This window comes from Acetobacter sp. (assembly GCF_052102375.1).
Classification (GTDB): Bacteria; Pseudomonadota; Alphaproteobacteria; order Acetobacterales; family Acetobacteraceae; genus Acetobacter.
On sequence record NZ_JBQDXI010000004.1, the window covers coordinates 49060 to 74795 of the forward strand.

The following is a 25736-nucleotide window of genomic DNA, read 5'->3' on the forward strand; positions in this document are numbered from 1 at the left end:
AAAAACGTGATGGCTTTCCGGGAAAACCATCACGTTCTTTAGAAAGCGTACTCCAAAATGTCTGGTTTTACACCAGCGGATCGTCTTCTTCTGGCTCGCTCATCTGGTCTGCGGGATGGCGGATGGGTGTTGCAGGCCGAGTGGCTCGTACCGGTGCTTCCGTCTGGCGACGTGTGAAGTTGGCCCCAAGAGAGGCAAGTTCAAGGAACTGATCAGCCTGACGGCGTAGGTCATCACCAATCAGGGGTGGGCTGGAGCGCATGGACGAGACGACAGAGACTCGTGTGCCCTGACGCTGTACCGCTTCCACAACCCGACGGAAGTCAGAATCACCGGTAAAGAGAACCGCATGATCGATATGAGGGGCCATTTCCATCATATCGACAGCAATTTCTATTTCCATATTGCCTTTGACTCGGCGCTTGCCGGTAGCATCCGTAAATTCACGAGCCGGTTTGGTAACCAGAAAATAGCCGTTATAAGACAGCCAATCCGTTAGGGGTTTGAGAGGGGAATAGTCTTCCGTATCCAAAATTGCGGCGTAATAATAGGCGCGTATAATATGTGTTTTTGAAGCAAAGAAATCGAGCAGCTTTTTATAATCGACATCAAAACCTAAACTTCTTGATGTGGAGTAAAGGCTTGATCCGTCAATAAAAAGACAGGTTCTTTCATCTTTTTGCAGGTTCATTTGATATGTGCCCTTTAATATAACATCCGAGGATATTGTGAAAATTTGTTAAAAATCAGTCCATGTTGGACCGTGAAAACATAAGAACCCGTAACTTATACTATCGTTTCATAAAAAAGATATATTCCTAAACATGAAATTCTGGAAGGGAACCTAAATGGTCCTGATTGCTGTTGGTGCTAATCTTCCCTTGGGTGAGGGAAGTGCTCTTTCAACATGTGAGGCTGTAGTAAAAAAACTGCAAGCAACGCCGGATATTGAGGTGCTTTCGGTTTCTTCTTGGTATGAAAGTGCTCCTGTTCCGCCCTCTGGTCAGCCACCTTACGTCAATGGTGTCGTGAGGGTTCGGACAAGTTTGTCACCTGATGACCTTTTGACGCTTTTGCAACGAATGGAGGCCGATTTCGGGCGGAAGCGGTCTGTGCCCAATGCGGCCAGAACGTTGGATTTGGACCTGATTGCCTATGATACCCTGTGTCAGGATGATCCCCGGTTAACGTTGCCTCATCCTCGCGCGCATGAGCGGGCTTTTGTCTTGTTGCCTTTGTATGATGTAGCCCCAGAATGGGTGCACCCTGTCTCTCAGCGGCCTGTTGCGGAGTTGCTGGAAGCAGTATCTGGGCAGGAAATAAGCAGAATCAAGTAAACAGCCCTTCCTTGTGGTGGTGCGATGCGCTACAATGTTCTTTCTATCTTTTATAGCTGAATTGTCTGGAGGCTCTTCGTAATGGCCCGCGTCACCGTCGAAGACTGCGTAGAGAAAGTCCCTAATCGTTTCGAACTGGTGCTGTATGCAGCCCAGCGCGCCCGTAACATCTCTCGTGGTGAAGAGCTTACCATCGATCGGGATAATGACAAGAATCCGGTTGTCGCGCTGCGTGAAATTGCAGATGAAACCGTGAAACTGCCAGAACTGCGGAACGACCTTATCCGGTCTCAGGCCCGTGAGCCCGAGCCAGAACCTGTGGATGAAGAAGTACAGGATCTGGTGCCGACCGAACAGAATATCTTTGGTCTTCAGGAAGTCTCTCCGGAAGAAGAAGCCGCTGACGATGCTGGCGCTGTTGAAGCTGCACTCAGCGGGCGTACACGTCGGTAAGAGCGTGTGACGCAGGCGGAGCGCGATACTCTGACAGGCACCCTGGCAGTGGTGCCCAAAGACGCAAAAGACACGCTGCCGCCTGATGTGCATAAGAATGCACAGGACGCCTTCTCCGCAATACGCCCTGAAAAGGTGCGGGGGGATGTAACCTGTGAAAGGTTGCTCTCTGTGGTGCGGGATTACGCACCACAGGCGGATCTGGGCTTGATCCGCCGTGCGTTTGATGTGGCGAAGGCTGCCCACGAAGGCCAGCTTCGCGATAATGGCGATCCCTACATAACCCACCCGCTGGCTGTGGCGATGATTTTGGCTGGTTTCCGGCTGGATGTGCCCTCCATTCTAACGGGACTGCTGCATGATACGGTGGAAGATACCGGTATTTCGCAGGAGGAGCTGCGTGCTCAGTTCGGTGGGACTGTAGCGGACCTTGTGGATGGCGTGACCAAGCTGACCCGGCTTGAGTTGCAGTCAGACCGCACCAAGCAGGCTGAAAATTTCCGCAAGCTTGTGCTCGCAATGTCCAAGGACATTCGGGTTCTGCTGGTTAAACTGGCAGACCGGCTGCACAATATGCGTACCCTCCATTTTGTGGAGCGCACAGACCGCAGGCAACGCATTGCGCGTGAAACGCTGGATATCTATGCCCCGCTTGCCGAGCGTATCGGTATGGATCGGGTCAAGACAGAACTTCAGAATTTATCTTTTGCCCAGCTTGAGCCAGAAGCTGATGCCACCATTCGCGCCCGCCTGAACTATCTGCGTGGTCAAGGCGCGGATGTGATTGAAGAAGTGCGGCGTGAGTTGCTGCGCTTGTGCCATGAGGCCGGATTGCAGAACGTTCACGTCTCCGGGCGTGAAAAATCTCCCTATTCCATTTGGGAGAAAATGCAGCGCCGGAATGTGGCGTTTGAACAGCTTTCAGACATCATGGCGTTTCGGGTGCTCGTGGAAACACGGGAAGACTGTTACATGGGGCTAGGTGCCGTTCACGCGGCCTACCCTGTCATTGCCGGTCGGTTCAAGGACTATATCTCCACGCCCAAGGCCAACGGATATCAGAGCCTTCATACGGGTGTTACGCTTCGCTCTCCACGCAATCAGAAGATCGAAGTGCAGATCCGCACTTCGGCCATGCATGATGTGGCAGAAAACGGTGTGGCAGCCCATTGGGCTTATAAAGAAGGTACCGCTGAGGATGAAAGTGGCCCGGCCGCTTTCCGACGTCCGCGCTGGGTACAGGACCTTCTGGAAATTCTTGAAGCCTCATCTGCGCCAGATGAGTTTCTGGAAAATACCAAACTTGAGCTCTACCAAGATCAGGTTTTCTGCTTCTCCCCCAAAGGCCAGCTTATCTCTCTGCCACGTGGGGCTACGCCAGTTGATTTTGCTTATGCCGTGCATAGTCAGATTGGGGATTCCTGCGTAGGGGCAAAGATCAACGGTCGTCTCATGCCTTTGCGGCATGAGTTGCAGAACGGTGATCAGGTCGAGATCATGACCGCACGGGGCGGTGCGCCCTCGCCATCGTGGGAACGGTTTGTGGTGACCGGCAAGGCGCGGGCGCGTATTCGCCGCTTTGTGGCAGCGGCGCAACGACAGACCTATCTGGATAACGGGCGCGCGGCTCTGGCCAAAGCCTTCCGGCAGGAAGGGGTTGATGGCTCTGAAAAAATTATTGAGACAACCCTCAAAGGCCTGAAGCAGAGCAGCCTGCAAGATCTGTATGTTTCGGTCGGGAATAACAATCTTGGCGCGCGGGATGTGGTTTATGCCGCATATCCTGAGCTTCGCCGGGCCTCCCGTGCGCCGCGTATGGTGCCCGGTCTGCCGGGTGTGTTGGGGACTGCCGGGCCCCGCCCACGCGGGCAATTGGGTGCAGGCAGTGGTGGCCGCCGTGCAGGTGCAAGTATTCCGCTTATTGGGCTGGGGCCGGGTGTTGCCGTGCATTTTGCGGCCTGCTGCCACCCTCTGCCGGGTGACCGGATTGTTGGTGTGGTTGCAACAGGGCGCGGTGTGACCGTACATACCCGCACCTGCCAGACGCTGGAAAGTTTTGCCGCAACGCCAGAGCGTTTTCTGGATGTTGACTGGGATTACGATGCCATGTCCCGTGTTGGTACCGGTGAGATGCGGATAGGCCGTATCAGTCTGGTGGCAGAAAATGAGTCGTCAGTTCTGGCAACAGTTACCAATACCGTTTCCAAGTGTGATGCTTCTGTCGTTAACCTGAAGATTGTTAATCGCCAGCTCGATTTCATGGAAATTCTGGTGGATGTGGAAGTACGGGACCTGCGGCATCTGTCTTCAGTTATTGCCGGTTTGCGGGCTGCATCAGGTATTGCTCAGGCTGATAGGGCGCGGTCATGACCTTGATAGCCGCCGGGGTTGATCTGTGTGACATGCGCCGCATTGAACAGGCTATTGAGCGGTTTGGTGAGCGGTTTCTGCTGCGTGTGTTTACTCCAGCAGAACGTGCGCGGGCGGAGCGTCGGTCCGGGCAGGCGAGAATTGGCGCTTATGCCAAGCGGTGGGCTGCCAAGGAGGCCTGCGCCAAGGCGTTAGGTACCGGTTTTGCCGAGGGTGTGGCGCATAGCCTGATAGGGGTTGAAAACTTGCCTTCCGGTCAGCCCACCCTTGTATTGAAAGGGGGGGCGCTTACGCGGTTGCAGTCTCTTATGCCAGCAGGAACAGTGCCGCATATTATGCTGAGCATGACCGATGAACCTCCTTATGCCTTTGCTGAGGTGATTATATCGGCCAATCCGGGTTGACATCACTCGGAGCGCACGGCTTGATCCCGTCATATTTTCTTTTTCTAACACCACTACAAAACAGGCGATGCAGGACATGATCAAACCGGAACATCCTCCCCTAGAGGCAGGCGTGGATCGTCCCGCATCCACCGGGCAGATCATTTTGGAATATGCCCGGACCATTATTACCGTGGCTATTGTGGTGACGTTTGTTCGAACATTTCTGTTCGAATCTTTTGTCATCCCATCTGGGTCCATGATCCCTAGCCTACAGGTGGGGGACTATATCTGGGTCTCCAAATATAGTTATGGTTATTCAAAATATGCCCTGCCGTTTTCGCCCAATCTGTTTGAAGGGCGGATATGGGGGAGTGAGCCGCATCGTGGGGATGTTGCTGTGTTCCGGTTCACCAAGGACACCTCTATTGATTACGTGAAGCGTGTTGTTGGGCTTCCCGGCGACCGCATCCGCGTGACGCAGGGGCATTTGTTCCTGAATGGTGAGCAGGTGCCATGTGTTGATGTGCACCCATACACGGCCATAGATGAATCGCACGTCGCCATGGAAGGGGAAGCCTGTCAGGAAACGCTGCCCGGCAGCGGCGGACATGCCCCTGTGCAACACGCCATTTTGAAACTGATGGATGACGGCCAGCAGAACAACACTCCTGAATATGTAGTGCCGCCCGGCTACTTTTTTGCCATGGGCGATAACCGTGATGATAGTGCGGACAGCCGGTTTATGGGTGACGGGCCAAAAGACCTTGGGTTCGTGCCACAACAGAACTTGGTGGGCAAAGCGCAGATCGTCTTTTTCTCAACAGATGCCACAGCACCGTTCTGGCAATTCTGGCATTGGCCTGCTGAAATTCGGTGGGGCCGTCTGTTTAGGGGGGTCTCGTGAGCCGCACTGGCGCGGAGCAACCCGTGTCGTCGCAGGTTGAGCAGCTGCAACGGCGTCTTGGGTATATATTTAAAAATCAGGCGCTCCTGCTTGAAGCGCTTACGCATCGTTCTGCGGCCTATCAGAATGCTGGTGGCCGTCGTCGCGGGCAAAAAGCCAAGGGCGCAGGGTCTAACGAGCGTCTGGAGTTTATGGGCGACCGCGTTCTGGGGCTGCTGATGGCAGAATGGTTGCTGGAGCGGTATCCGGATGAGCAAGAGGGCGCTCTGGGGTCCCGGTTGGCGCATCTGGTCTCGCGCACCACGTTGGTTGCCATTGCTGAGCGTTTGGACATAGCGACCAGCCTGACTGTTGCTGTGCATGAGGCCCGTGTGGGGGTTCAGGCAACAGCCAGTGTGGTGGCGGATGCCATGGAAGCCATTCTGGGAGCTGTTTTTCTGGATGGTGGGCTTGAGCCTGCACGCAAAATCATGCGGACAGCGTGGAAACCCTTGCTGGATGCGCAAGCCAAGCCGCCAAAGGACCCTAAAACTGCCTTGCAGGAGTGGGTTCTTGGCCGGGGGCAGGCTTTGCCTGTTTACAAGACTATTGGAGCGGATGGGCCGTCACACGCGCCTCTGTTTGTTATGGAAGTTCAGGCCGGGGGCCAGAGTGCTGAAGGTCGGGCTGGCAGTAAACGCGCGGCGGAAAGTGCAGCAGCGGCCAGTTTATTAGAGAAATTAGGGAATACTCGGCATGGGTGAAACAACACGTTGCGGTTTTGCAGCATTGGTGGGGGCACCAAATGCGGGCAAATCAACCCTGCTGAACTGCATGGCAGGGGCCAAACTTTCCATTGTCAGCCCCAAGGCGCAGACAACGCGTTTCCGGGTTCTGGGTATCCTGATGCGCGGCCTGACGCAAATTCTGTTGGTGGATACCCCCGGAATATTCCAGCCTCGTCGTAAGCTGGACCGCGCTATGGTGGCGGCTGCGTGGACGGGCTCTGATGATGCCGACATTACGTTGCTGTTGATCGATGCCAAAACTGGCATGACAGATGCCGTGCAGGAAATTATGGAACGTCTTGCCAGCACAGGCCGCAAGGTATGGCTGGTCTTGAACAAGACGGACTTGGTGCAGCGTGATGCGCTCCTACCGCTGACTGCCGCAATAACAGAGAAGCTGCCGGTTGAGCATGTCTTTATGGTCAGCGCCAAGTCAGGAAACGGCGTAAATGATCTTCTGGACCGTCTGGCCGCGACTCTGCCAGAAGGTCCTTATCTTTATCCGGAAGATGACCTGACCGATCTGCCAGACCGTTTGCTGGCTGCAGAACTGGTGCGCGAGCAGGTGTTTATGCAGACGCATGAGGAAGTGCCGTATGGCGCCACGGTTGAGACGGAGAGTTATAAAGAGCGTCCCGACGGATCTGTGCGCATTGACGCGACCATTTATGTCTCCCGTGCAGGCCACAAGGCCATTCTCATTGGAGAAAAAGGGCAGAAGATCCGTCAGATTGGGGAAAAAGCCCGCAAGCAGCTTTCTTCTCTGCTCGAACGGCCCTGCCATTTGTTCCTGAATGTAAAGGAACGGTCAGGCTGGGATGAGGAACGGGCACGTCTACGGGCCATTGGTCTGGATGATGTGCCCTAAGCTGCCTCTTGCCCGCTTGTGGCCTGCGGCCATGAAGGATAAGAGAAGGGCACCATGCCCTGCTCCTTGTTGAGCAGGGCCTTCTTCAGACTGTCTGCATGATCGAGGGCTAATGACTGCTTCCACAGGCGAAACGCCAAGCCGCAAACGTGTGTTGCTCAAGGTTTCCGGTGAAGCCCTGATGGGCGACGGAGCCTTCGGGGTCGATCAGAAAACAGTAGAACGTATTGCCGGAGATGTCTCTGACGTTGTGCGGGGCGGAACGGAAGTCTGTCTTGTTGTTGGCGGCGGCAATATTTTCCGTGGGGTTGCTGCGGCAGCCAAAGGCATGGACCGTGCGCAGGGTGACTACGCCGGTATGCTTGCAACGGTTATCAACGCGCTCCTGTTGCAAAATGCACTGGAACGGGAGCAGATTCCCACCCGCGTCATGTCCGCTATTCACATGTCTTCCATTGCTGAGCCCTATATCCGCCGCCGTGCTGTGCGGCATATGGAAAAAGGCCGCGTAGTTATTTTTGCTGCAGGTACGGGTAACCCGTTCTTTACAACCGATACGGCTGCCGCCCTGCGCGCTGCGGAAATGGAATGCGATATTCTGCTTAAGGGCACACAGGTAGACGGCGTCTATTCTGCTGACCCTAAAAAAGACCCCACCGCAAAACGTTATGACCAGCTGACCTACATGGATGTGCTGGCCAACCAGTTGAGCGTCATGGATGCAGCGGCCATCAGCTTGTCGCGTGAAAACAAACTCCCCATTATTGTTTTCAATATTGGGGAAGCCGGGTCTTTTGGTCGCGTGTTGCGTGGCGAAGGACCTTTCACACAAATTATCGAAGCCTCCTGAGGAAAAATTCCCTCAGTTTTTGCTTATTGAAAGAGCGGTAAAATGGCCGCTCGGGAAACGGGAGAAACAGAACCGTGTCTGATCTGAATGCTCTTATGGATGACCTGACGCGCCGTATGGATGGTGCTCTGGAAAGCCTGCGTCGTGACTTTGCTGGCCTGCGCTCTGGTCGTGCAAGTCCTGCCCTGCTGGAGCCGGTGCGTGTAGAAGCCTATGGTGGTGAAGTGCCGCTGACACAGGTTGGCTCCATCGCGGTGCCAGAAGCCCGTATGTTGACGGTGCAGGTGTGGGACCGCGTACTGGTTGGTGCGGTTGAGCGCGCTATTCGTGATGCAGGTCTTGGCCTGAACCCTGCTGCTGATGGTCAGGTTGTGCGTGTGCCCATTCCTCAGCTGACAGAAGAACGCCGCCATGAACTGGCCCGTGCTGCGGCCCGTTACGCTGAAGGGGCCAAGGTTGCCGCCCGTGGCGTACGTCGTGACGGTATGGACAAAGCTAAGGCTTCTGAAAAGAAGGGTGACATCAGTCAGGATGACGTGAAAACATGGTCTGATGCCATTCAGAAGCTGACAGACCAGTATGTGAAGAAAATTGACGACATGCTGAGTGATAAAGAGCGCGAGATCAAACAGGTCTAACGCTACGTGGCGTCAAGCATATTTTCCTTGGTTCGTGGTAATGGGTCAGCGCCAACTATGTCAGCGGTAAAAGCAGACAGAAAAGCTCCGGTGCCAGCGCATGTTGCGGTCATTATGGACGGCAACGGGCGCTGGGCGCTTGAGCGCGGGTTGCCGCGTCTGGCCGGGCACAAAGCCGGGGCGGAAGCTGTGTCGCGTTGTTTGCGGGCCGCTATTACCCGTGGCGTAAAGTATCTGACACTCTACGCGTTTTCTTCAGAAAATTGGTCACGTGAGCCCTCCGAGGTTGCTGACCTGACCAGTCTTCTGCGTTATTATCTGCGCCACAAGGTTGCAGAACTCCACCGAGAAGGCGTGAAAATCCGCTTTATCGGTGACCTCGCCCGTTTTGATGAAAGCCTGCGTGAGGAGCTTGCCAAGGCGGAAGCAAAAACGCGCGATAATAGCCGTATTACTCTTCTTCTTGCCCTGTCCTATGGTGGCCGTGGAGATATTGTTCAGGCAGCCCGCCGGCTTGCGCAGGCCGTGCAGAAGGGTGATCTGGAGCCCGAAAATATTACCGAATCCGTTTTTGCGGATAAGCTCTGGACCGTAGGTGTGCCTGACCCGGATGTCGTAGTGCGGACAAGCGGTGAATATCGGCTTTCCAATTTTCTTCTATGGCAAAGTGCTTATGCAGAACTAATGTTTCTGGATGTGTTCTGGCCTGATTTTAACGAAGGTCATTTTGCGACAGTGCTGGACAATTTTGCCCGCCGTGAACGGCGGTTCGGGGCGCGGCCTGCGGTATGATTACGGCTAAACCGACCGCATGGCGTGATCTCAAGCCCCGCCTGCTTTCTGCTCTTGTGCTTGTAGCTGTAGCGGGACTGGCTATTGGGTTGGGGGGCTGGGTCTATAAGCTTCTTATTCTTGCCGCCATGGCTGGTATGGCTGTTGAAGCCGCAACACTCTTTGGTTTGCGGGTTAAGTCTTGGCGTGGCTGTCTGTATGTCTTGTGGGCCGTGGGTGCGTGGCTTGCTGCTGCGACAGGCCGGTGGGATGTTTTTCCGGCTTTTTGCGTAACGGCGCTCGTGTTTGGGGCACCCCTATGCCTTATTATGTGCATTATCGTTCTGGCTGGTAACGCGCTGCTCTGGCTGCGGGTTGGTGGCGTAATGCCGGTTCTGTTTGTCATATGCGTTGTGGTTGCCAGTGATAGCTGTGCCTATCTGACAGGCCGTATACTGGGTGGGCCTAAGCTGGCCCCCCGCATTTCTCCCGGTAAAACATGGTCTGGCTCTTTTGGTGGACTGGTAGGGGCCATTCTGTTCGGGGTGGTTCTGGCTGTGCTGTCAGGGCAGGGGGGGATAGTACAGGCGGGTCTATGGGCAGCGGCTCTAGGTGTTGTTGCTCAGGCAGGAGACTTGGCGGAAAGCGGTATGAAGCGCTCTCTGGGCGTTAAGGATTCTGGGACCATGTTGCCCGGGCATGGCGGCTTGCTGGACCGGTTTGATGGTCTGGTTTTTGCAGCACCTCTGGCTGCGTTGGTTTCCCTTTGTGTGGCACCGTCTGTTCCGTTTTGGGCAGCGGGGTTGCAGGATATTTTCGCGGCTTTGGCGGGACATTTGCCAAGGTGAAAAGCTTAAGCGGTCCGAAATTACGCACCGCGTTTTGTGAAGGTTAAGAGTAAGGCGCATGAAAACCGTAACCGTTCTGGGTAGCACTGGCAGTATTGGCTGCTCCACAGTCGATCTGCTTGAACAGGCACGTGACCAGTACCGGGTGCGGGCGCTTGTAGGCGGTAAAAATGCTTCTCGTTTGGCCGAGCAGGCTAAAAACCTGAATGCTGAAGTGGCTGTTCTGGCAGACGAAACGGCGTTTGATGAACTACGCACTCTGCTGGCCGGAACCTCTATTCAGGTCGCCTGTGGCCGTCAGGCTGTTATTGATGCTGCTGCTCTTCCTGCGGACTGGACGATGGCGGCCATTACTGGGGCTGCGGGGCTGGAGCCAACACTGGCTGCTGTCAAAAACGGGAATTCAGTAGCTCTTGCCAACAAGGAAGCTCTTGTCTGTGCAGGGGACGTCATGCTGCGCGCAGTTAAGCAGGCAGGAGCAACCCTTCTCCCGGTCGATTCCGAGCACAACGCTGTGTATCAGTCCCTTGCTGATCGCCAGTATGATCAGGTTGAAAAAATTATTCTCACGGCCTCTGGTGGCCCCTTCCGCAATGCAACACTTGCGGAAATGGAAGCAGCAACTCCGGCACAGGCCTTGAAACACCCAACATGGAGCATGGGCGCGAAAATCAGCATTGATTCCGCCACCATGTTCAATAAGGGGCTGGAGGTTATTGAAGCCGCCCGTATCTTCAATCTGACAGAAGACCGGATTGACGTGCTGGTTCATCCCCAGTCTGTCGTGCACGGTATGGTGCAGTACACGGATGGTAGCCTGATTGCCCAGATGGGCTCTGCTGACATGCGTATTCCCATTGCGCACACACTGGCCTGGCCGCAGCGCATGCCCACAACATCTTCCCGCCTTGACCTTGCGGCGTACGCTACTCTGGAGTTCAGTGCGCCGGATGAACAGCGTTTCCCAGCGCTGCGCCTTGCGCGTGAGGCACTGCGTGTAGGCGGTGCTGCGCCTGCTATTCTGTCTGCCGCCAACGAAGTTGCGGTTGAAGCGTTCCTGAATGAGCAAATCGGTTTTCTAGACATTGCGAGAGTGGTGGAAAAAGTCATGCGGCAGCTTGGTGCGCCTGCTGCTGACACGCTGGAAGCTGTGCTGCACTGGGATGCCGAAGCCCGCCAAAAGGCCAGTACCTTTATTCCTGCGGCTGTAGCTTGAGTTTCGGGCTGCAAACGCCGATATTTGGATCATCATGATACACGAATACCTCCGTACGCTCGTTTCCTTCGCCTTTGTGCTGGGTGTTCTCGTGACAATTCACGAGCTTGGTCATTACCTTGCCGCCCGCTGGCGCGGTGTGCATGTGGAGGTCTTCTCGCTGGGGTTTGGCCCGGCTCTATTCCGCTGGCACGACAAAAGCGGCACGGAGTGGCGTATATGCCCCATTCCGCTTGGCGGCTATGTGCGCCCCCATGGTTTTGAAGACCCGGAAGACGCAACGCCCGAACAAAAAGCAGCTTGGATTCCCGGGCGTACGTTCCATGATAAATCCGTTGGTTCCCGTGCCATCGTTATTCTGGCAGGGCCGGTTTTTAATTTTCTGCTCGCTATTCTGCTGTTTACCATCCTGTTTGTCTCGACTGGCCAGCCCAAGGTGCTCAATCAGGTTGCAGATGTTGTTCCTAATGGCGCAGCCGCTACAGCGGGTGTGCAGAAAGGGGATGAGCTGCTGAGAATCGGTACGCATACCATCAAGGACGTACCGGATATTCAGGCAACGGTTACAAACCAGCCCGGCGCACAAACTACTGTAACGGTACGCCGTAACGGTGCAGATGTTGATCTTCCCCTCACCATTGGCTCTGTCACGGATTCGACCAGCGTTGCACCACATGGGCAATTGGGTGTCTTGTTTGCAACAGAAGCGGGCAAACCTCTCCCCCTTCATAAAGCCGTTGTGGCAGGCATTGCGCAAACCTGGGCCGTTTCTGTCCAGACATTGCATGGTGTGTGGCAGATCGTAACGGGCCAGCATACCGCCAAAGACTTGGGTGGACCGCTCAAAATTGCTCAGTTGTCGGGGCAGGTGGCTCAATATGGGTTTGCAAGCCTTCTGTCTTTCATGGCTTTGCTTTCCGTCAATCTGGGGCTAATAAATCTATTCCCGATACCGCTTCTTGATGGTGGGCGACTGGTATTCTATGTCATAGAGGCGGTAAGAGGGCGTCCGGTTTCCAAGCGCGTACAGGAAGTTAGTTTTCAGGCTGGTTTTGCTGTTCTTGCTGGCCTTTTTCTGTTTTCCACGTTTAATGACCTTTCCAGCTTTGGGTTGTTTAAATGGGTTGCCTCTCTTGTAAGCTGAGATTCGGCTAGCTCAGAACGGAAGAACTTGCGTGACAAGGGTTATATCGGATACGTCCGCTTGCGGGCGCAACACCAACGGGAGAAGTCTCCCGGCTACGGAACGACCCGGATGGAGGGTGGTAAATCTTGACGGGTAAGCGTTCAGCCCTTTTTGTATCCGCATGCGTGTTTCCTTTCCTGATTCAGGAAGGGCGCGCATCTGCGGCTACGGCATCTCATTACAGCCGCGTTCAGCCTCCGGCGAGTGTTTCTGCTGTACGGCATGGTTCCTCTGCACGTCTGCACAGTACGGAAGGTGCTTCCATCCGCCCCGGCTCTGTTATTGAGGATATTGAGGTCTCGGGGAATACCCGTATCGAGACCAATACAGTTCTCTCTTACATGGTCGTGCGTGCAGGGGACCCCTTTGCTCAAGACGATCTGGACCGCTCCCTGAAGACCCTGTACGCCACAGGTCTGTTCAAGGATGTCAGTCTGCGCCGTGAAGGCAATGTGCTGAAGGTGCGTCTGGTTGAAAACCCGATCGTTAACCGCATTGTGTTCGAGGGTAACCATGCGGCTAAGGATGAGGACCTGCGCAAGGTTATCTCTCTTCGCCCGCGTGCTGTGTTCTCTGCTGAAAACACAGCAGATGACCGCCAGAAAATTCTGGAAGTGTACGCCCAGAAGGCACGGTATGCTGCTGTTGTGACGCCCCAAATTGTCAAGCTGGCGCACAACCGCGTGGATGTGGTGTTTCAGGTTGTTGAAGGGCCGCAGACCCTTATCCGCAAAATCGCATTTGTCGGGAACAAGGCCTACGGGGAAAACCGGTTGGCCGGTGTTGTTTCCTCTAAGGAGACGGCCTGGTTCCGCTTTTTCTCATCAGCGGATGAATATAACCCGGAGCGCTTGAAGTACGACGCAGAACTGTTGCGCCGCTTCTACCTCAATAACGGGTATGTTGATTTCCAGATTAAGAATGCTACGGGCGAACTGTCTCCAGACCGCAAGTCCTTCAACGTGACCTTCACCATGGAAGAAGGGACACGGTACCGCTTGGGGAAAGTGGACATCCGGTCCAGCCTACGTCATGTGCCAGCAAAGTCTTTGCGTAAATATATCGAACTCTTTGCGCACCAGTGGTACGACGGTAAAGCGGTGCAGGATAACGCGACAGATATGGAAGAACTGTTGCAGTCCCAAGGTCATCCCTTTGCAATGGTTCGTCCCGAAATTGCCCGTAACCCAGAAAAGGGTGTGGTCAATCTGCTGTTTGACGTAAGTGAAGGCCCGCGCAGATACATTGAACGCATTGACGTGAACGGTAACACGGTCACGCAGGATAATGTTATCCGCCGGCAGTTGCCGTTTGCAGAAAGTGATCCATACACGCCGAGCTACAAAAAATACGCCAAGGCTGCCTTGCAGGATCTGGGTTTCTTCAAAACTGTTTCTATTGATGAAACGCCGGGCTCTGCACAGGACCGTACGAACGTGGCGGTCAGCGTGGTTGAAAAGCCTACCGGTGAATTCTCGCTTGGCGGTGGGTATTCAACAGACGTCGGGGTGATCGGCAACGTAGGCCTGAAGCAGCATAACCTACTGGGGACCGGGGTTGACGCAGGGTTGTCTGGCACAATGTCAATGTGGCAGAAGCAGGTCGATTTCTCTGTAACTGACCCGGCTTTCCTTGGCCGTAACATTGTGGCTGGTCTGGACTTGTTTGGTATCCAGAACAAGTACATGACGTACCAGAACTATTCTGAAAGCCGATATGGTCTCACCCTTCGTATGGGGTATGCCTATAACCGCTTCCTGTCACAGTCTTGGAACTATACTCTGACACGTCGTGGTGTAGGAAGCGTTTGGGATGGTTCATCAATTTACGTGATTGATCAGAAAGGCCACTCCACGCTGTCCCAATTGGGTACAACGCTCGTGTATGACACCCGAGATAACCATATGAACCCGCATAGTGGGTATATGGTGTCTCTGGGCGGCGATTTCGCTGGTATTGGCGGTAACGAACGCTATCTGCGTGGCAAAGTGAACGCCGCGTATTATATCCCGCTGGATGACCTGACAAACAGTCACGAATGGACGGCTGCCTTCCGTGCCGGGTTTGGGTATATGTCCGACTGGGGCGGTGGGCGTCACGATATCATCGATAACTTCTATCTTGGTGGTAACAACCTTCGCGGCTTCCTTGACGGTGGCGCGGGCCCACGAAGTGTGGGTGGTGGCGCGCATCCGGGTGAAGATCTATTGGGTGGCCGTACGATGTACACGGCTTCTGCTCAGTTGAATTTCCCCATTCCTTTCCTGTCCGATATGGGTGTTAAAGGGCGTGCTTTTGTGGACGCGGGTAGTCTTGCAGGCCTGCGTGTCCGTCGGAACCTGACGAACCCAGTAACAGACCAGCCGGATTACACACGGGTAAGTGGTAACTCCATCTCTCCGCGTGTCAGTGCCGGTGCCGGGTTCTCTTGGAAAAGCCCCTTCGGTCTGTTGAATATTGATCTTGGTGTGCCAGTTCTGCGTAGCCATAACGACCGCACACAGCTTCTTCGCTTTGGCTTCGGCCAGCAATTCTGAGGTAATGATGCCCTATTCATACAGAAAAGCCCTCTTCGGAGCGGCTCTCCTGTCTTTTTCCGTTGCACTTGCGCCTGTTGCAAAGGCCCAGAACGCCGGTGGCGGCTGGTTTGTGCCCAAGGCGTCTCAACCCTCAGCGCCGCCCGTTGCTCATGCACCGCAGCGTCATGTTGCAGCCTCAGCGCCTGTCGCTATGCCTGGTCCAACGGCTGAAGGCGGTGAGTCTGAACAGACCCCGCCAGTTCTCCCGCTGCCCCCCATCCCCAATGCACCAGAAATGCCCAAAGGTGCAGCGCCCCCTCCCACAGTTCTGGGCGTGATCAGTGTTTCTGGCGTCATGAGCCAGTCTTCCGCAGGTATGCAGGTTGAGCGTATTCTGGGCGCGCGGCGTGATGCTTTGGCGCAGGATCTTCAGAAAGAACAGGCTGGCTGGCGCGATGAGCAGCAAAAGCTGCAGGCACAAGCCAAGTCTATGACATCTGACCAGATTCAGACGCGTGAACGTAGCTTGCAGACGCGCGTCATGAAGGCACAGCAGAGCTTCCGTAACCGTAACCGCATTATTCAGGAAGCGGCGCAGGTTTCTTTGGGCCAGATTGAACGCGAGCTGGTGCAGGTTATTCAGAAAGTTGCTGCCGCTCACGGTATGAATCTGGTGCTGCACAGTGAACAGGTGGCTCTGCATGTTGATGGGCAGGATATCACCAACGAAGTGGCAAAACAGCTGAACGCTATTCTGCCAGCAGTCTTCATTCCTGATGCCAATGTGGATCCGGAAGAGCTGGCAAAAACAGGTAAAATGCCCACTACGGCTGATGCAGACCAGCAAGGCCCTGCAACAGGTCCGGCCCCGGCTGTGGTACCCACACCTGCACCTGCTGGCCCGAAAAAATAAGCATGACGGCGCAGCAGACATCGCTTTCCGGTACGGCTGACCCACGTTTTTTTACCCGGTCTGGCCCGTTTGATGCGCAGGCTCTGGCAGATGCTGCCGGAGCCACGTTAGTTCAGCCAAAAAATGCAGGGATAGTTCCACAGTTTAGTGGAATTGCCCCGTTGCAGAATGCTGGCCCGCACGATGTCAGCTTTCTGGATAACCGGCGCTACGCACATTTGCTTGAAAAAACGCAGGCAGGGCTTGTTATCATTGCCCCGGCATTTGCGGATAAAGTGCCAGCACATTCCGCTGCCCTCGTCTCATCTGCGCCGTATCTGGCGTGGTCACGTGTTGCCCGTCTTTTTCATCCTAGAGATCCAGCTACTCCAGGTATTCATCCCACAGCCTATGTGGATGATACGGCGCAGGTTGATCCCTCATGTGAAATTGGACCATTTGTTGTGGTTGGGCCCCGGGCTGAAATAGGCCCACGTTGTATTATCGGGTCTCACGCAGCAATAGGGCAGGGCGTCCAACTGGCAGCAGACTGCCGTATTGGTAGCCATGTTACTCTTTCTCATGCCGTTATAGGTGAACGCGTCATTATTCTTCCTGGTGCACGCATCGGGCAGGATGGCTTTGGTTTTGCGGTTGGCCCACAAGGGTTTGAGACCGTACCGCAGCTTGGTCGCGTTGTGCTTGAGCACGATGTGGAAATTGGTGCCAACACCACAATTGATCGTGGCTCAGTAACCGATACAGTTATCGGTGCTGGTTCACGGCTCGATAATCTGGTGCAGATTGGTCACAATGCCAAACTTGGCCGCTGTTGCATTGTGGTTTCTCAGGCGGGTATTTCCGGCTCAACCGTGCTGGAAGACTTCGTAACAGTAGCAGCTCAGGCTGGGTTGATCGGGCATATCCGTATCGGTGCAAAAGCGCGGATTGGCGCCCAATGCGGCGTGATGTCAGATGTTGAAGGCGGCGCTGACGTGATTGGTAGCCCCGCCATGCCATTCCGTGAATTTTTCCGAAATGTTGCGGTATTGCGGAAATTGGCTAAAAAAGCGTCCGGACCGGCAGAAGGCGGTTCGGGTAGTAAGTAAAACAAACGCCGGTTATCCGGCCGAACAGGGTGGTCCAGGGGACGTGGAGACGAAACAAGAGTCGCAGCAGAGCGTGCAGACGATCGAGAAAATTGACGTCAACCGTATCATGCAAGCGATTCCGCACAGATATCCTTTTCTTCTTATCGACAGAATGGTGGATATTGTTCTGGGGGAAGAGGCAACTGGTATCAAGAATGTTTCGGTCAACGAGCCGTTCTTTCAGGGGCACTTTCCCGAGCGCCCTGTGATGCCGGGTGTATTGCTGATCGAAGCTATGGCGCAGACGGCGGCTACTCTTGTCGTGTTGACCTTAGGGGAAGCATTTGAGGGCAAGCTCGTTTACTTCATGACAATCGAGGGTGCTAAGTTCCGTCGTCCGGTTGAACCGGGTGATCAGGTGCGCATCCATGTCAAGAAGGAGCGTCACCGCGCTAACGTCTGGAAATTTGGCGGTGTTGCCAAGGTTGATGGCGTGACTGTTGCCGAGGCGACCTTCAGCGCCATGATTATGGGCTGAGAGTGGCCTTTTCCCTCCGACAGCCTAAAAAAATAAAATTGAACTGCCCGGAAAACGCCAGTTTTCCGGAATATGACGACCTGTACCTTTCTTGCAAAAGCAAGGAAGGTCAGTGCAAGCATAAGAGGAGCTGAGGTGGCGCACGCTGTAGAAGAAAGCAAGGCGGCAGTTGTTCATCCCACTGCCCTTGTCGCACCGGGAGCCCGGCTTGGTCATGGGGTTGTTATCGGCCCATGGTGCACGGTTGGCCCAGATGTCGTGATTGAAGACAATGTGGAACTGGTTTCCCATGTTGTGATTGATGGGCACACCCGCTTGGGTCAGGGGTCACGTTATTTTCCCTTCTGCACTGTTGGTATGGCGCCACAGGATCTGAAATATAAGGGCGAGCCAACCCGGTGTGAGGTTGGTGCCCGGACGGTTATTCGTGAGCACGTCACTATTCACCGTGGTACCGCCACGGGCAGTGGTGTGACGCACGTGGGTGATGATGTGCTTATTATGGCTAACGCCCATGTAGCGCATGATTGCTGGCTTGGAGATCGTGTCATTATCGTCAACAACGTGGTCATGGGTGGCCATGTGGTGATTGAGAATGATGCGCGCGTTATGGGCTCAGCTGCTATTCACCAGTTTGTTCGCATTGGTCATGCCGCTCTTGTGGGGGGTGTTGCTGGTGTTGAAGCAGATGTCATCCCTTATGGGAGTGTGCTGGGTAACCGGGCGCGTCTGGTAGGGCTGCACTGGATATGGTTGCGCAGGAATGGCGTACAATCTTCTGAAATTCACCGTATGCGCAAGGCATTTTTCACACTTTATCCCAAAACGGATGAAGAGGGTACCTTCGCCACGCGGCTTGAAGCTATCAAACGTGATTACAGCAATGATCCCCGCATTGCAGAAATTTTGGCGTTTATTGATGCGCCAAGCAGGCGTGGTCTGGTGCGCATTGCGCGGGGTGATTATAGCGCGGCAGAAACCGAAGGCGCATGACCTCTGCCATGGGAGCAGTTGGTATTTTAGCAGGGGGAGGGCCTCTTCCCGCTAAAGTGGCTGAGGCCGCCCACGCGCAGGGTCGTCCCGTTTTTATTATAGGGTTCGACGGGTTTGCAGATCCGGACGTTATTGGGCCGTGGCCGCATGAAATGGTCAGGCTGGGTGCTGCCGGGCACATGCTGTCCCTGCTCAAGCAGCACGGATGCACCGACCTTGTTCTCATAGGCCCTATCCGCAGGCCATCCCTTCGCAGTTTACGTCCTGATACAGAAGGTGCACGTGTTCTTACGCGCTTGGGCCGTGCCCTCTTTGCAGGCGATGATGGGCTTCTTGCCGCTCTCGTCCGTATTCTGGCAGAGGAGGGGTTTGCAGTTCGTGGAGCGCACGAATTTTTATCTCATGCAGTAGCGCAACCCGGAGTGCTGGGTACGGTTCAGCCCGATGCTCTGGCACGCGCAGATATTAAACGCGGCATAGAGGTGGTGCAGGCGTTGGGCCGCATGGATATAGGGCAGGGATGTGTGGTGCAGAATGGCCTTGTTCTGGCAGTTGAAGCCATGGAAGGCACCGACCGCATGATATCCCGCTCAGGTGAATGTCATCAGCCCGGAGAAGGGGGGGTGCTGGTCAAGCTTCTCAAGCCAGGCCAAGACAAGCGGGCGGACATGCCTACCATAGGTCCCGTAACCGTTAGGGCGGCCCATGCTGCGGGTTTGCGTGGTATTGCTTTTGAAGCAGCCCATACGCTGATGACTGATAAAAACGCTTGTATTCAGGAAGCAGATAACACCGGCATATTTTTGCTGGCAGTTGACCCAGACCATTTTCAGCCCTGACAGACTAAAAGCGCAGCAGGTTATAGGCTCTCACGCTGCCTTCAGTTGCTTAGCCACTGAACTTCTCATGGGCTGAGGCTTTAAGACTCTGCTTTTAAGGAGATAGCTATGCCAAGTTACCTGCACACCATGGTGCGTGTTCGCAACCTTGAGAAAAGTATCGCATTTTATGCGTTGCTGGGAATGCATGAACTCCGCCGCCGCGAGGTGCCAGAAGGGCAGTATACATTGGTCTTCATAGGGTATGGAGATAATGCGTCCGGTCAGGCGGAAATTGAACTGACCTATAACTGGGGTCAGGACGATGGGTATGAAGTTGGCACAGGTTTCGGCCATTTTGCTGTTGGCGTGCCAGATGTTGCAGCTGCGGTGGACGCAGTGCGCGCCGGTGGCGGTAAGGTAACGCGTGAAGCTGGCCCGGTAAAATTCGGAACAAGCATTATTGCGTTTGTGGAAGATCCGGACGGCTATAAAATTGAGCTCATTCAGCGCGCAGCCTGAATGCCCCAAGCGGATAAGAAAGAAACGCCACGAGAGTTGCTCTCGTGGCGTTTTTTTATGACTCAATCAGACACCGGGGCGCTGTTTAAGGCGCTCAAGCAGGCGATCGAAGGACGCATTGATCGTTCCAGCCGCTTTCTGCACCAACGGATCTGTACTGGCATCCAGTTGCTCAGCTGCCAACATGGCAGGAGACAGAATACCTTTAATATCATGCTTTAGTTTGGGGTCCGGGTCTTGCACGGTGACAGGCACAGTGGACGCGGCTGCCTTCGACTCCGGTTGGGGCGGAGAGGGTGCATTGCGTAATTTGGTGCTCACCAGTGCTCCGACCACAGCAGCCAAGGCAACAGGAAGCAGGCCAGTGGGGAAAGAAAGGCCCAACGCACCAGAAATCAACGCCCCAAGGACAGGAAGGCTGAAGAGAGCGGCCAGTGAGAGTAAAGATGGGGAGGGCTGGTGCATGAAAAGACACTCTTTTTAGGGTTGGGGACGAAAAGACCTGAAGAGACTCTGCCGTTATGATTGACGTGCAGACATCTGAACAGTATAAGCCGCCCCTGATCTGGGTAGGTGGTTTTGTGCTGCCTGCATGACACTATAATGAAAAAGGAGTGCCGCAATGAAGCGCACTTATCAACCGTCCCGGCTGGTCCGCAAGCGCCGCCATGGCTTCCGCGCTCGTATGGCAACCGTTGGTGGCCGCAAAGTTATTGCAAACCGTCGTTCAAAAGGCCGTAAGCGTCTCTCCGCTTAAGTCTTTACCGGTTATCCGGTACCATGAACCGGTGTGAAGGCCAGGAAGACGCAGGGGTACGGCAGTGTCGTTCCCAGCGGCTCAAGAATCGGAAAGAGTTTCTCTTTCTCGCTTCCCGTGGGCGTAAAGCGCCTGCGCGGGGTCTTGTCCTTCAGCTTTTCCGGCGTCAGGACACGGGTGTAGCCCGTGTTGGGTTTACAGTTACAAAAAAGGTCGGGAACGCCGTGGTTCGCAACAAGGCTAAGCGCCGGTTGCGGGAAGTGGTTAGAGTGGTGGAAGCCGACACACCACTAAACGGACTTGATCTTGTTTTGATAGGTCGCGCTGCTACGGGTGAACGTCTTTTTACGGACCTGGTGGCGGATTTTCGTAAGGCATTGACAGTTTGCCTTACCGAAGCCGACAGGAAAACTCCAACCAGCAAGAATTAAGGCACATTCTTAAGCATGTGCCAGTGTGCTGCTTTCCCGGCTTGCATTTCTCCTCATCCTGCGCTGGAACCAGAGTGCCGTTAAGACTCCGTGCCTTACGGTGTGATTTTTCTTAGGTTTCGTGCAAGGGGGCCAGCTGGCCAGCTAATGGATACAAAACGTCTCATACTGGCAACGCTGCTGTCAGCCTCGGTGTTTATCGGGTTTGACTACTTCTTTCCGCATGCTGCCAAAACACCAGACCCGGCTGCCCCCCAACAGACAGCGTCGGCACCTGCGGTTTCTCAGCAGCCTGCGGCACCTGTGGCGGATGCAGCAGCTCAGCCTGATGGCCCGGAAAGCCGGATTGCCATTGATGCACCAGCGGTACAGGGTAGCCTGAACCTGCGCGGCGCGCACCTTGATGATCTGGTGCTGAAAAATTACCGTGAAACCACGGATGCCAACAGTCCGGACGTACGGGTGCTGAGCCAGACAGGCAAACCTAATCCCGATTTTATCGATTTTGGCTGGCGTGCCCCGGCAGATGTATCCGTTCATCTGCCAGATGCCACCACACTGTGGAAAGCTGACAATACTCATTTAGATGCTACGCATCCGGTCACTCTGACCTGGGACAACGGGCAGGGGCTTGTTTTTGATGTTGCGCTGAGCATTGACCAGAACTTCATGTTCACGGTTACCCAGCGCGTACACAACCAGACGGGGCAGGCTGTCTCCCTCTACCCGTATTACCGCGTCAATCGTGGTTACACGCCAGAAACCAATGGCGGTATGCTGGTGCATGAAGGGCCGATTTCCGTTATTGATGGGCGCCTGAACGAAGGCTCCTACAAGTCTGTTCGGAATGATGGCGTCCCCCCCAACAACGTGTCCTGGAGCCATCAGGGCACAGGTGGCTGGGCTGGTATTACGGATAAATACTGGCTGATGGCTGTGCTGCCGGATCAGGCTGCACAGGTTGTTGGTACTTATGGGTATCAGCCACAAAATAGCACATACCAGGTTGGCTTTACCGGTACCGCGCCCATACAGGTAGCAGCAGGCCAGACAGGTAGCAGCGAAGCGCATGTTTTTGCAGGTGCCAAGGAAGTGCGGCTGCTGGACCAGTATGAGAAAAGCCTGCACGTTCCCATGTTCTGGAAGGCCGTTGACTTCGGGTGGCTGTCTTTCCTGACGCGTCCTGTGTTTTTTGTGCTGGACTGGCTGTACTCTCTTTTCGGGAACTTTGGTCTGGCTCTGCTGACCTTCACGGTTATCGTGAAAATTGCCTTCCTGCCGCTGACCATCAAACAAATGCGCATGACATGGAAGACCAGCCGTCTGAAGCCCAAGGTTGATCAGCTTCGTGCCCGCTACAAAGATGACCCGATGGCCATGCAGCAACAGATGATGCTGCTGTACCGCCAAGAAGGGGTAAATCTGTTCGGTGGTTTTCTGCCGCTCTTTATTCAGGCCCCTGTGTTCTGGTGTCTGTACAAGGATCTGTACGTTACCATTGAAATGCGTCACGCGCCGTTTTTTGGCTGGATCAAGGATCTTTCTGCGCCAGACCCCACGAACATCTTTAACCTGTTCGGGCTTATTCCGTTTGACCCGTCACATGTTCTGGCCCTGCTTTCGCTTGGCGCATGGCCCATCATTTACGGTGGCACCATGTTCCTGATGCAGAAGATCAGCGCCAGCTCCACCAGCATGGACCCTGCCCAGCAGAAGGTCATGACCTTTATCCCGCTGCTGTTTACGTTCTTCATGGCGCACCAGCCGGTTGGTCTTGTGATCTATTATAGCTGGAGTAACCTGCTGACGGCCTTGCAGCAGGTTATCATTCTGGGGCGCTTTAAAGCCGCCGACAAAAAAGCCGTAGTGAGCAAGCCCTGATGCCTGATGCAGATGCCCCGTCAGCCACGTTCCGTGAGCTGAAAGAGCCAACCGATATCGCCGCAGCACTTGAGCAAGGGCGCTTGCTGTTTGCTGGGTCCTGCGAGTTTATTTTTGGTGCTCAGAAACTGGGGCAGTTGCCGCCCCAGACCTTGCCGGAAATTGCTTTTGCGGGACGCTCCAACGTAGGCAAATCCAGCCTGATCAATGCTCTGACAGGCCGCAAGGCGTTGGCCCGTGCCTCTTCCGAGCCGGGACGTACCAAGCAGCTCAATTTTTTTAATCTGGCAGATCGGCTCATGCTGGTTGATATGCCGGGTTATGGTTACGCCAAGGCTGCCAAGTCCGTTAAGGAAGACTGGCAGGAAATGATGTTTGACTATCTGCGCGGCCGCCCCGGCCTCAAACGAGTCATGCTTCTGCTGGACGCCCGGATTGAACTGAAAGCGCATGACCTTGAAGTCATGAAACTGTTGGACAAGGCTGCTGTCAGTTTCCAGATCGTGCTCACCAAATGTGATGCCGTCAAACCGCAGGCTCTGGCGCGCAAGCAGGAAGCCATGCAGGCCCTGACAGCACGGCACCCGGCGGCTTGTCCTTTTCTGTCCCTCACCAGTAGTGAAGCTGGCGAGGGCATTGAAAGCCTTCGTGCCGAACTGGCCGAATTTGCCCTTCCGCCCACCTGAAAGCCCTTCTGGCAGATTTAACAGCAGGAATAGTCCAGCATGACCCCAGCGCAGCCCCCACTCATGGAGCCTCAGCAAGAGGCCGCCGTTCTGGCCGGTGCCCTGCCGTACCTGCGCCGCTACGCAGGTGACACCATTGTGGTGAAATATGGTGGACATGCCATGGGTGACCCGGAGCTTGCCCAGACATTCGGACGGGATATCGCACTGCTCAAGCTGGTTGGTATCAATCCGGTTGTGGTGCATGGTGGTGGCCCACAGATTAATGACATGCTGCGGCGTCTGGATATCAAATCCACCTTTGTTGACGGTCTGCGTGTGACAGACGCCAACATGGTAGATGTTATTGAGATGGTGCTGGCGGGCTCCGTTAATAAGGAAGTTGCTGAGCTTATCAGTCAGGCTGGTGCTCTGGCTGTCGGTATTTCCGGTAAGGACGGGAAGCTGATTACCGCCCGTAAGCTGGAACGCACAGTGCGCGACCCGGACAGCCAGATCGAGCGTGTGCTTGACCTCGGGTTTGTAGGGGAGCCCATCAAGGTTGACCCGCGTGTTATTTATGCGCTGTCAGGGTCAGGCCTTATTCCGGTTATTGCTCCGGTCGGGCTGGGTGAAGATGGCGCAACCTACAACATCAACGCAGATACTGCTGCCGGGGCTGTAGCCGGAGCAGTTCATGCCACGCGGCTGCTTATGCTGACAGATGTTCCCGGTGTTCTGGACGCTAACGGTGAACTTATCCCTGAGCTGACAGCCCAGCAGGCCCGTCAGGCTATTGCTGATGGGGTTATTACCGGCGGCATGATTCCTAAAGTTGAAACCTGTATTCAGGCCGTACAGGCAGGTGCACGGGCTGCTGTTATCATCAATGGTCGTATTCCCCACGCCTGCCTGCTGGAGCTGTTTACGACATCCGGCTCCGGGACCATGATCCGGGCAGACTGAGCTTTGGCCTGCCCATATGGGCAGGCTTCCGCCTTTTCCCGTGTTGGGACCATATGCGGGCGTAATCCTGCTCTCTGGCCGGTGTGCGTTGACAGCGGCGAGTCCTGTCCGCATGGTCCTTTCCGTCTTTTCGTATCGGGCTGACATCTCCCGGTTAACGTTCACCCTGTTTGACGGTGTCTTATGACTGAAGCAACTCTCCGCGCTCATATTGAAACTCTGTGGGACGCACGCGACCGCGTGTCTTCCGCTACTGTTGGTGAAGACCGCAAGGCCATTGAAACCGCTCTTGAAGCGCTGGATTCCGGCCGCCTGCGCGTTGCCGCCCCCAGTGAAGACGGTTGGGTTGTACATGAATGGCTGAAAAAAGCCGTTCTGTTGTCTTTCCGCCTGAATGACAGTGTGGTGGTACCGGGTGCTGCCGCTGGTGCGCCTGCTTATGACAAGGTGCCAGTCAAGTTTCAGGGCTGGGATCAGGCTCGTTTTGAAAAAGCAGGCTTCCGTGTGGTGCCGGGTGCGGTTGTCCGTTACTCCGCGCACATCTCACCGGGTGCGGTACTGATGCCCAGCTTCGTCAACGTGGGCGCCCATGTTGGTAGTGGGACCATGGTGGACACATGGGCAACTGTTGGGAGTTGTGCCCAGATTGGTAGCAACTGCCACATTAGCGGTGGTGCAGGCATTGGCGGCGTGCTGGAGCCGTTGCAGGCAGCGCCGGTTATTATTGAAGATAACTGCTTTATCGGTGCACGCTCTGAAGTGGCTGAGGGCGTTATTGTTGAGCGTGGGTCCGTACTGTCTATGGGCGTGTTCCTTGGTGCTTCCACCAAAATTGTGGACCGTGCCACGGGTGAAATCTTCATGGGGCGTGTTCCGGCCTATTCTGTTGTTGTGCCGGGTACGCTGCCTTCCTCCAACCCGATTGGGGCCGATGGCAAACTCAACCCGCAGTTGGCTTGTGCTGTCATTGTAAAGCGTGTTGATGAGCGTACCCGCTCCAAAACGTCCATCAATGACCTGCTGCGCGACTAACTGCTAAGAGACGACGGTAAAAACGTATGAGCGGATC

28 protein-coding genes are annotated in these 25736 nt (G+C 54.9%); 26 read left to right on the forward strand and 2 right to left on the reverse strand.

The genetic code is table 11. The annotated features are described in order from the left end of the window. Positions 1 to 67: 67 nt before the first annotated feature. Positions 68 to 691, reverse strand: coding sequence for a LabA-like NYN domain-containing protein (locus tag ACTIDN_RS02695; protein ID WP_415507880.1), 624 nt, complete (start codon positions 689 to 691; stop codon positions 68 to 70). A gap of 157 nt (positions 692 to 848) precedes the next feature. Here ACTIDN_RS02695 and folK point away from each other — a divergent pair, with 157 nt between their 5' ends. From folK to gloA, 20 genes are all read left to right on the forward strand, one after another. After that, positions 849 to 1337 carry a 2-amino-4-hydroxy-6-hydroxymethyldihydropteridine diphosphokinase gene (folK, locus tag ACTIDN_RS02700; RefSeq protein ID WP_441375898.1) on the forward strand — a complete coding sequence of 163 codons (489 nt, stop codon included), beginning with the start codon at positions 849 to 851 and terminating at the stop codon, positions 1335 to 1337. A gap of 81 nt (positions 1338 to 1418) precedes the next feature. Next, the gene (gene rpoZ / locus ACTIDN_RS02705; RefSeq protein WP_048838473.1) at positions 1419 to 1790 is read left to right on the forward strand and encodes a DNA-directed RNA polymerase subunit omega; all 372 of its coding nucleotides are present in this window, start codon (positions 1419 to 1421) and stop codon (positions 1788 to 1790) included. Positions 1791 to 1877: 87 nt separating this feature from the next. Continuing rightward, positions 1878 to 4160 (forward strand): RelA/SpoT family protein, encoded by a 2283-nt coding sequence (locus ACTIDN_RS02710; protein ID WP_441375943.1) that lies wholly within the window; start codon positions 1878 to 1880, stop codon positions 4158 to 4160. After that, positions 4157 to 4564 carry a holo-ACP synthase gene (gene acpS / locus ACTIDN_RS02715; RefSeq protein WP_048838474.1) on the forward strand — a complete coding sequence of 136 codons (408 nt, stop codon included), beginning with the start codon at positions 4157 to 4159 and terminating at the stop codon, positions 4562 to 4564. The genes ACTIDN_RS02710 and acpS overlap by 4 nt, the downstream gene beginning before the upstream one ends. A 76-nt stretch (positions 4565 to 4640) precedes the next feature. Continuing rightward, a complete protein-coding gene (gene lepB / locus ACTIDN_RS02720; protein WP_415507877.1) occupies positions 4641 to 5450 on the forward strand; it encodes a signal peptidase I in 810 nt (269 codons plus the stop codon). After that, the gene (gene rnc / locus ACTIDN_RS02725; protein WP_048838475.1) at positions 5447 to 6193 is read left to right on the forward strand and encodes a ribonuclease III; all 747 of its coding nucleotides are present in this window, start codon (positions 5447 to 5449) and stop codon (positions 6191 to 6193) included. The genes lepB and rnc overlap by 4 nt, the downstream gene beginning before the upstream one ends. Then, entirely contained in the window at positions 6186 to 7085 is a 900-nt protein-coding gene (gene era, locus ACTIDN_RS02730) for a GTPase Era (protein ID WP_441375899.1), read from the forward strand. Before rnc ends, era begins: the two co-directional genes overlap by 8 nt. 112 nt (positions 7086 to 7197) lie before the next feature. Then, on the forward strand, positions 7198 to 7935 hold the full coding sequence (gene pyrH / locus ACTIDN_RS02735; protein ID WP_086650355.1) for a UMP kinase: 738 nt from the start codon (positions 7198 to 7200) through the stop codon (positions 7933 to 7935). Between the two features lie 95 nt (positions 7936 to 8030). Then, positions 8031 to 8573, forward strand: a complete 543-nt coding sequence (gene frr, locus ACTIDN_RS02740) for a ribosome recycling factor (protein ID WP_415507894.1) — start codon at positions 8031 to 8033, stop codon at positions 8571 to 8573. Between the two features lie 57 nt (positions 8574 to 8630). Beyond that, a complete protein-coding gene (uppS, locus tag ACTIDN_RS02745) occupies positions 8631 to 9365 on the forward strand; it encodes a polyprenyl diphosphate synthase (protein ID WP_415507875.1) in 735 nt (244 codons plus the stop codon). After that, positions 9362 to 10192, forward strand: a complete 831-nt coding sequence (locus ACTIDN_RS02750; protein WP_441375900.1) for a phosphatidate cytidylyltransferase — start codon at positions 9362 to 9364, stop codon at positions 10190 to 10192. The genes uppS and ACTIDN_RS02750 overlap by 4 nt, the downstream gene beginning before the upstream one ends. 58 nt (positions 10193 to 10250) lie before the next feature. Next, entirely contained in the window at positions 10251 to 11408 is a 1158-nt protein-coding gene (dxr, locus tag ACTIDN_RS02755; protein ID WP_441375901.1) for a 1-deoxy-D-xylulose-5-phosphate reductoisomerase, read from the forward strand. A 31-nt stretch (positions 11409 to 11439) separates the two neighbouring features. Next, positions 11440 to 12552: an RIP metalloprotease RseP gene (gene rseP, locus ACTIDN_RS02760; RefSeq protein WP_441375944.1), complete on the forward strand. Its 1113-nt coding sequence runs from the start codon at positions 11440 to 11442 to the stop codon at positions 12550 to 12552. Between the two features lie 128 nt (positions 12553 to 12680). After that, on the forward strand, positions 12681 to 15131 hold the full coding sequence (gene bamA, locus ACTIDN_RS02765) for an outer membrane protein assembly factor BamA (RefSeq protein ID WP_415507872.1): 2451 nt from the start codon (positions 12681 to 12683) through the stop codon (positions 15129 to 15131). 4 nt (positions 15132 to 15135) lie between these two features. Continuing rightward, complete coding sequence (locus tag ACTIDN_RS02770; RefSeq protein WP_415507871.1) at positions 15136 to 16026, forward strand: OmpH family outer membrane protein; 891 nt, start codon at positions 15136 to 15138, stop codon at positions 16024 to 16026. 2 nt (positions 16027 to 16028) lie between these two features. Beyond that, positions 16029 to 17114: a UDP-3-O-(3-hydroxymyristoyl)glucosamine N-acyltransferase gene (lpxD, locus tag ACTIDN_RS02775; RefSeq protein ID WP_441375902.1), complete on the forward strand. Its 1086-nt coding sequence runs from the start codon at positions 16029 to 16031 to the stop codon at positions 17112 to 17114. A 73-nt stretch (positions 17115 to 17187) separates the two neighbouring features. Continuing rightward, on the forward strand, positions 17188 to 17634 hold the full coding sequence (gene fabZ, locus ACTIDN_RS02780) for a 3-hydroxyacyl-ACP dehydratase FabZ (RefSeq protein ID WP_415507892.1): 447 nt from the start codon (positions 17188 to 17190) through the stop codon (positions 17632 to 17634). A 135-nt stretch (positions 17635 to 17769) separates the two neighbouring features. Beyond that, positions 17770 to 18627, forward strand: a complete 858-nt coding sequence (gene lpxA, locus ACTIDN_RS02785) for an acyl-ACP--UDP-N-acetylglucosamine O-acyltransferase (protein ID WP_415507869.1) — start codon at positions 17770 to 17772, stop codon at positions 18625 to 18627. Next, positions 18624 to 19466 carry an LpxI family protein gene (locus ACTIDN_RS02790; RefSeq protein ID WP_441375903.1) on the forward strand — a complete coding sequence of 281 codons (843 nt, stop codon included), beginning with the start codon at positions 18624 to 18626 and terminating at the stop codon, positions 19464 to 19466. Before lpxA ends, ACTIDN_RS02790 begins: the two co-directional genes overlap by 4 nt. A 108-nt stretch (positions 19467 to 19574) precedes the next feature. Beyond that, entirely contained in the window at positions 19575 to 19967 is a 393-nt protein-coding gene (gene gloA / locus ACTIDN_RS02795) for a lactoylglutathione lyase (protein WP_415507867.1), read from the forward strand. Between the two features lie 66 nt (positions 19968 to 20033). Here gloA and ACTIDN_RS02800 read toward each other — a convergent pair whose 3' ends face one another. Beyond that, positions 20034 to 20432, reverse strand: coding sequence for a hypothetical protein (locus tag ACTIDN_RS02800; RefSeq protein ID WP_441375904.1), 399 nt, complete (start codon positions 20430 to 20432; stop codon positions 20034 to 20036). Between the two features lie 157 nt (positions 20433 to 20589). Between ACTIDN_RS02800 and rpmH the strand changes: the two genes are divergently transcribed. The 6 genes from rpmH (at position 20590) to dapD (ending at position 25699) form a co-directional block, all read left to right on the forward strand. Beyond that, positions 20590 to 20724, forward strand: a complete 135-nt coding sequence (rpmH, locus tag ACTIDN_RS02805; protein WP_025829074.1) for a 50S ribosomal protein L34 — start codon at positions 20590 to 20592, stop codon at positions 20722 to 20724. A 23-nt stretch (positions 20725 to 20747) separates the two neighbouring features. Further along, positions 20748 to 21155, forward strand: a complete 408-nt coding sequence (rnpA, locus tag ACTIDN_RS02810) for a ribonuclease P protein component (RefSeq protein ID WP_415507865.1) — start codon at positions 20748 to 20750, stop codon at positions 21153 to 21155. Positions 21156 to 21302: 147 nt separating this feature from the next. Then, complete coding sequence (gene yidC / locus ACTIDN_RS02815) at positions 21303 to 23036, forward strand: membrane protein insertase YidC (protein ID WP_441375905.1); 1734 nt, start codon at positions 21303 to 21305, stop codon at positions 23034 to 23036. Further along, the gene (gene yihA, locus ACTIDN_RS02820; protein ID WP_084597569.1) at positions 23036 to 23722 is read left to right on the forward strand and encodes a ribosome biogenesis GTP-binding protein YihA/YsxC; all 687 of its coding nucleotides are present in this window, start codon (positions 23036 to 23038) and stop codon (positions 23720 to 23722) included. The genes yidC and yihA overlap by 1 nt, the downstream gene beginning before the upstream one ends. Before the next feature lie 39 nt (positions 23723 to 23761). Then, positions 23762 to 24667 (forward strand): acetylglutamate kinase, encoded by a 906-nt coding sequence (gene argB / locus ACTIDN_RS02825; protein WP_048838490.1) that lies wholly within the window; start codon positions 23762 to 23764, stop codon positions 24665 to 24667. A 183-nt stretch (positions 24668 to 24850) separates the two neighbouring features. Further along, positions 24851 to 25699 carry a 2,3,4,5-tetrahydropyridine-2,6-dicarboxylate N-succinyltransferase gene (dapD, locus tag ACTIDN_RS02830; protein ID WP_441375906.1) on the forward strand — a complete coding sequence of 283 codons (849 nt, stop codon included), beginning with the start codon at positions 24851 to 24853 and terminating at the stop codon, positions 25697 to 25699. The last annotated feature ends 37 nt before the right edge of the window (positions 25700 to 25736 follow it).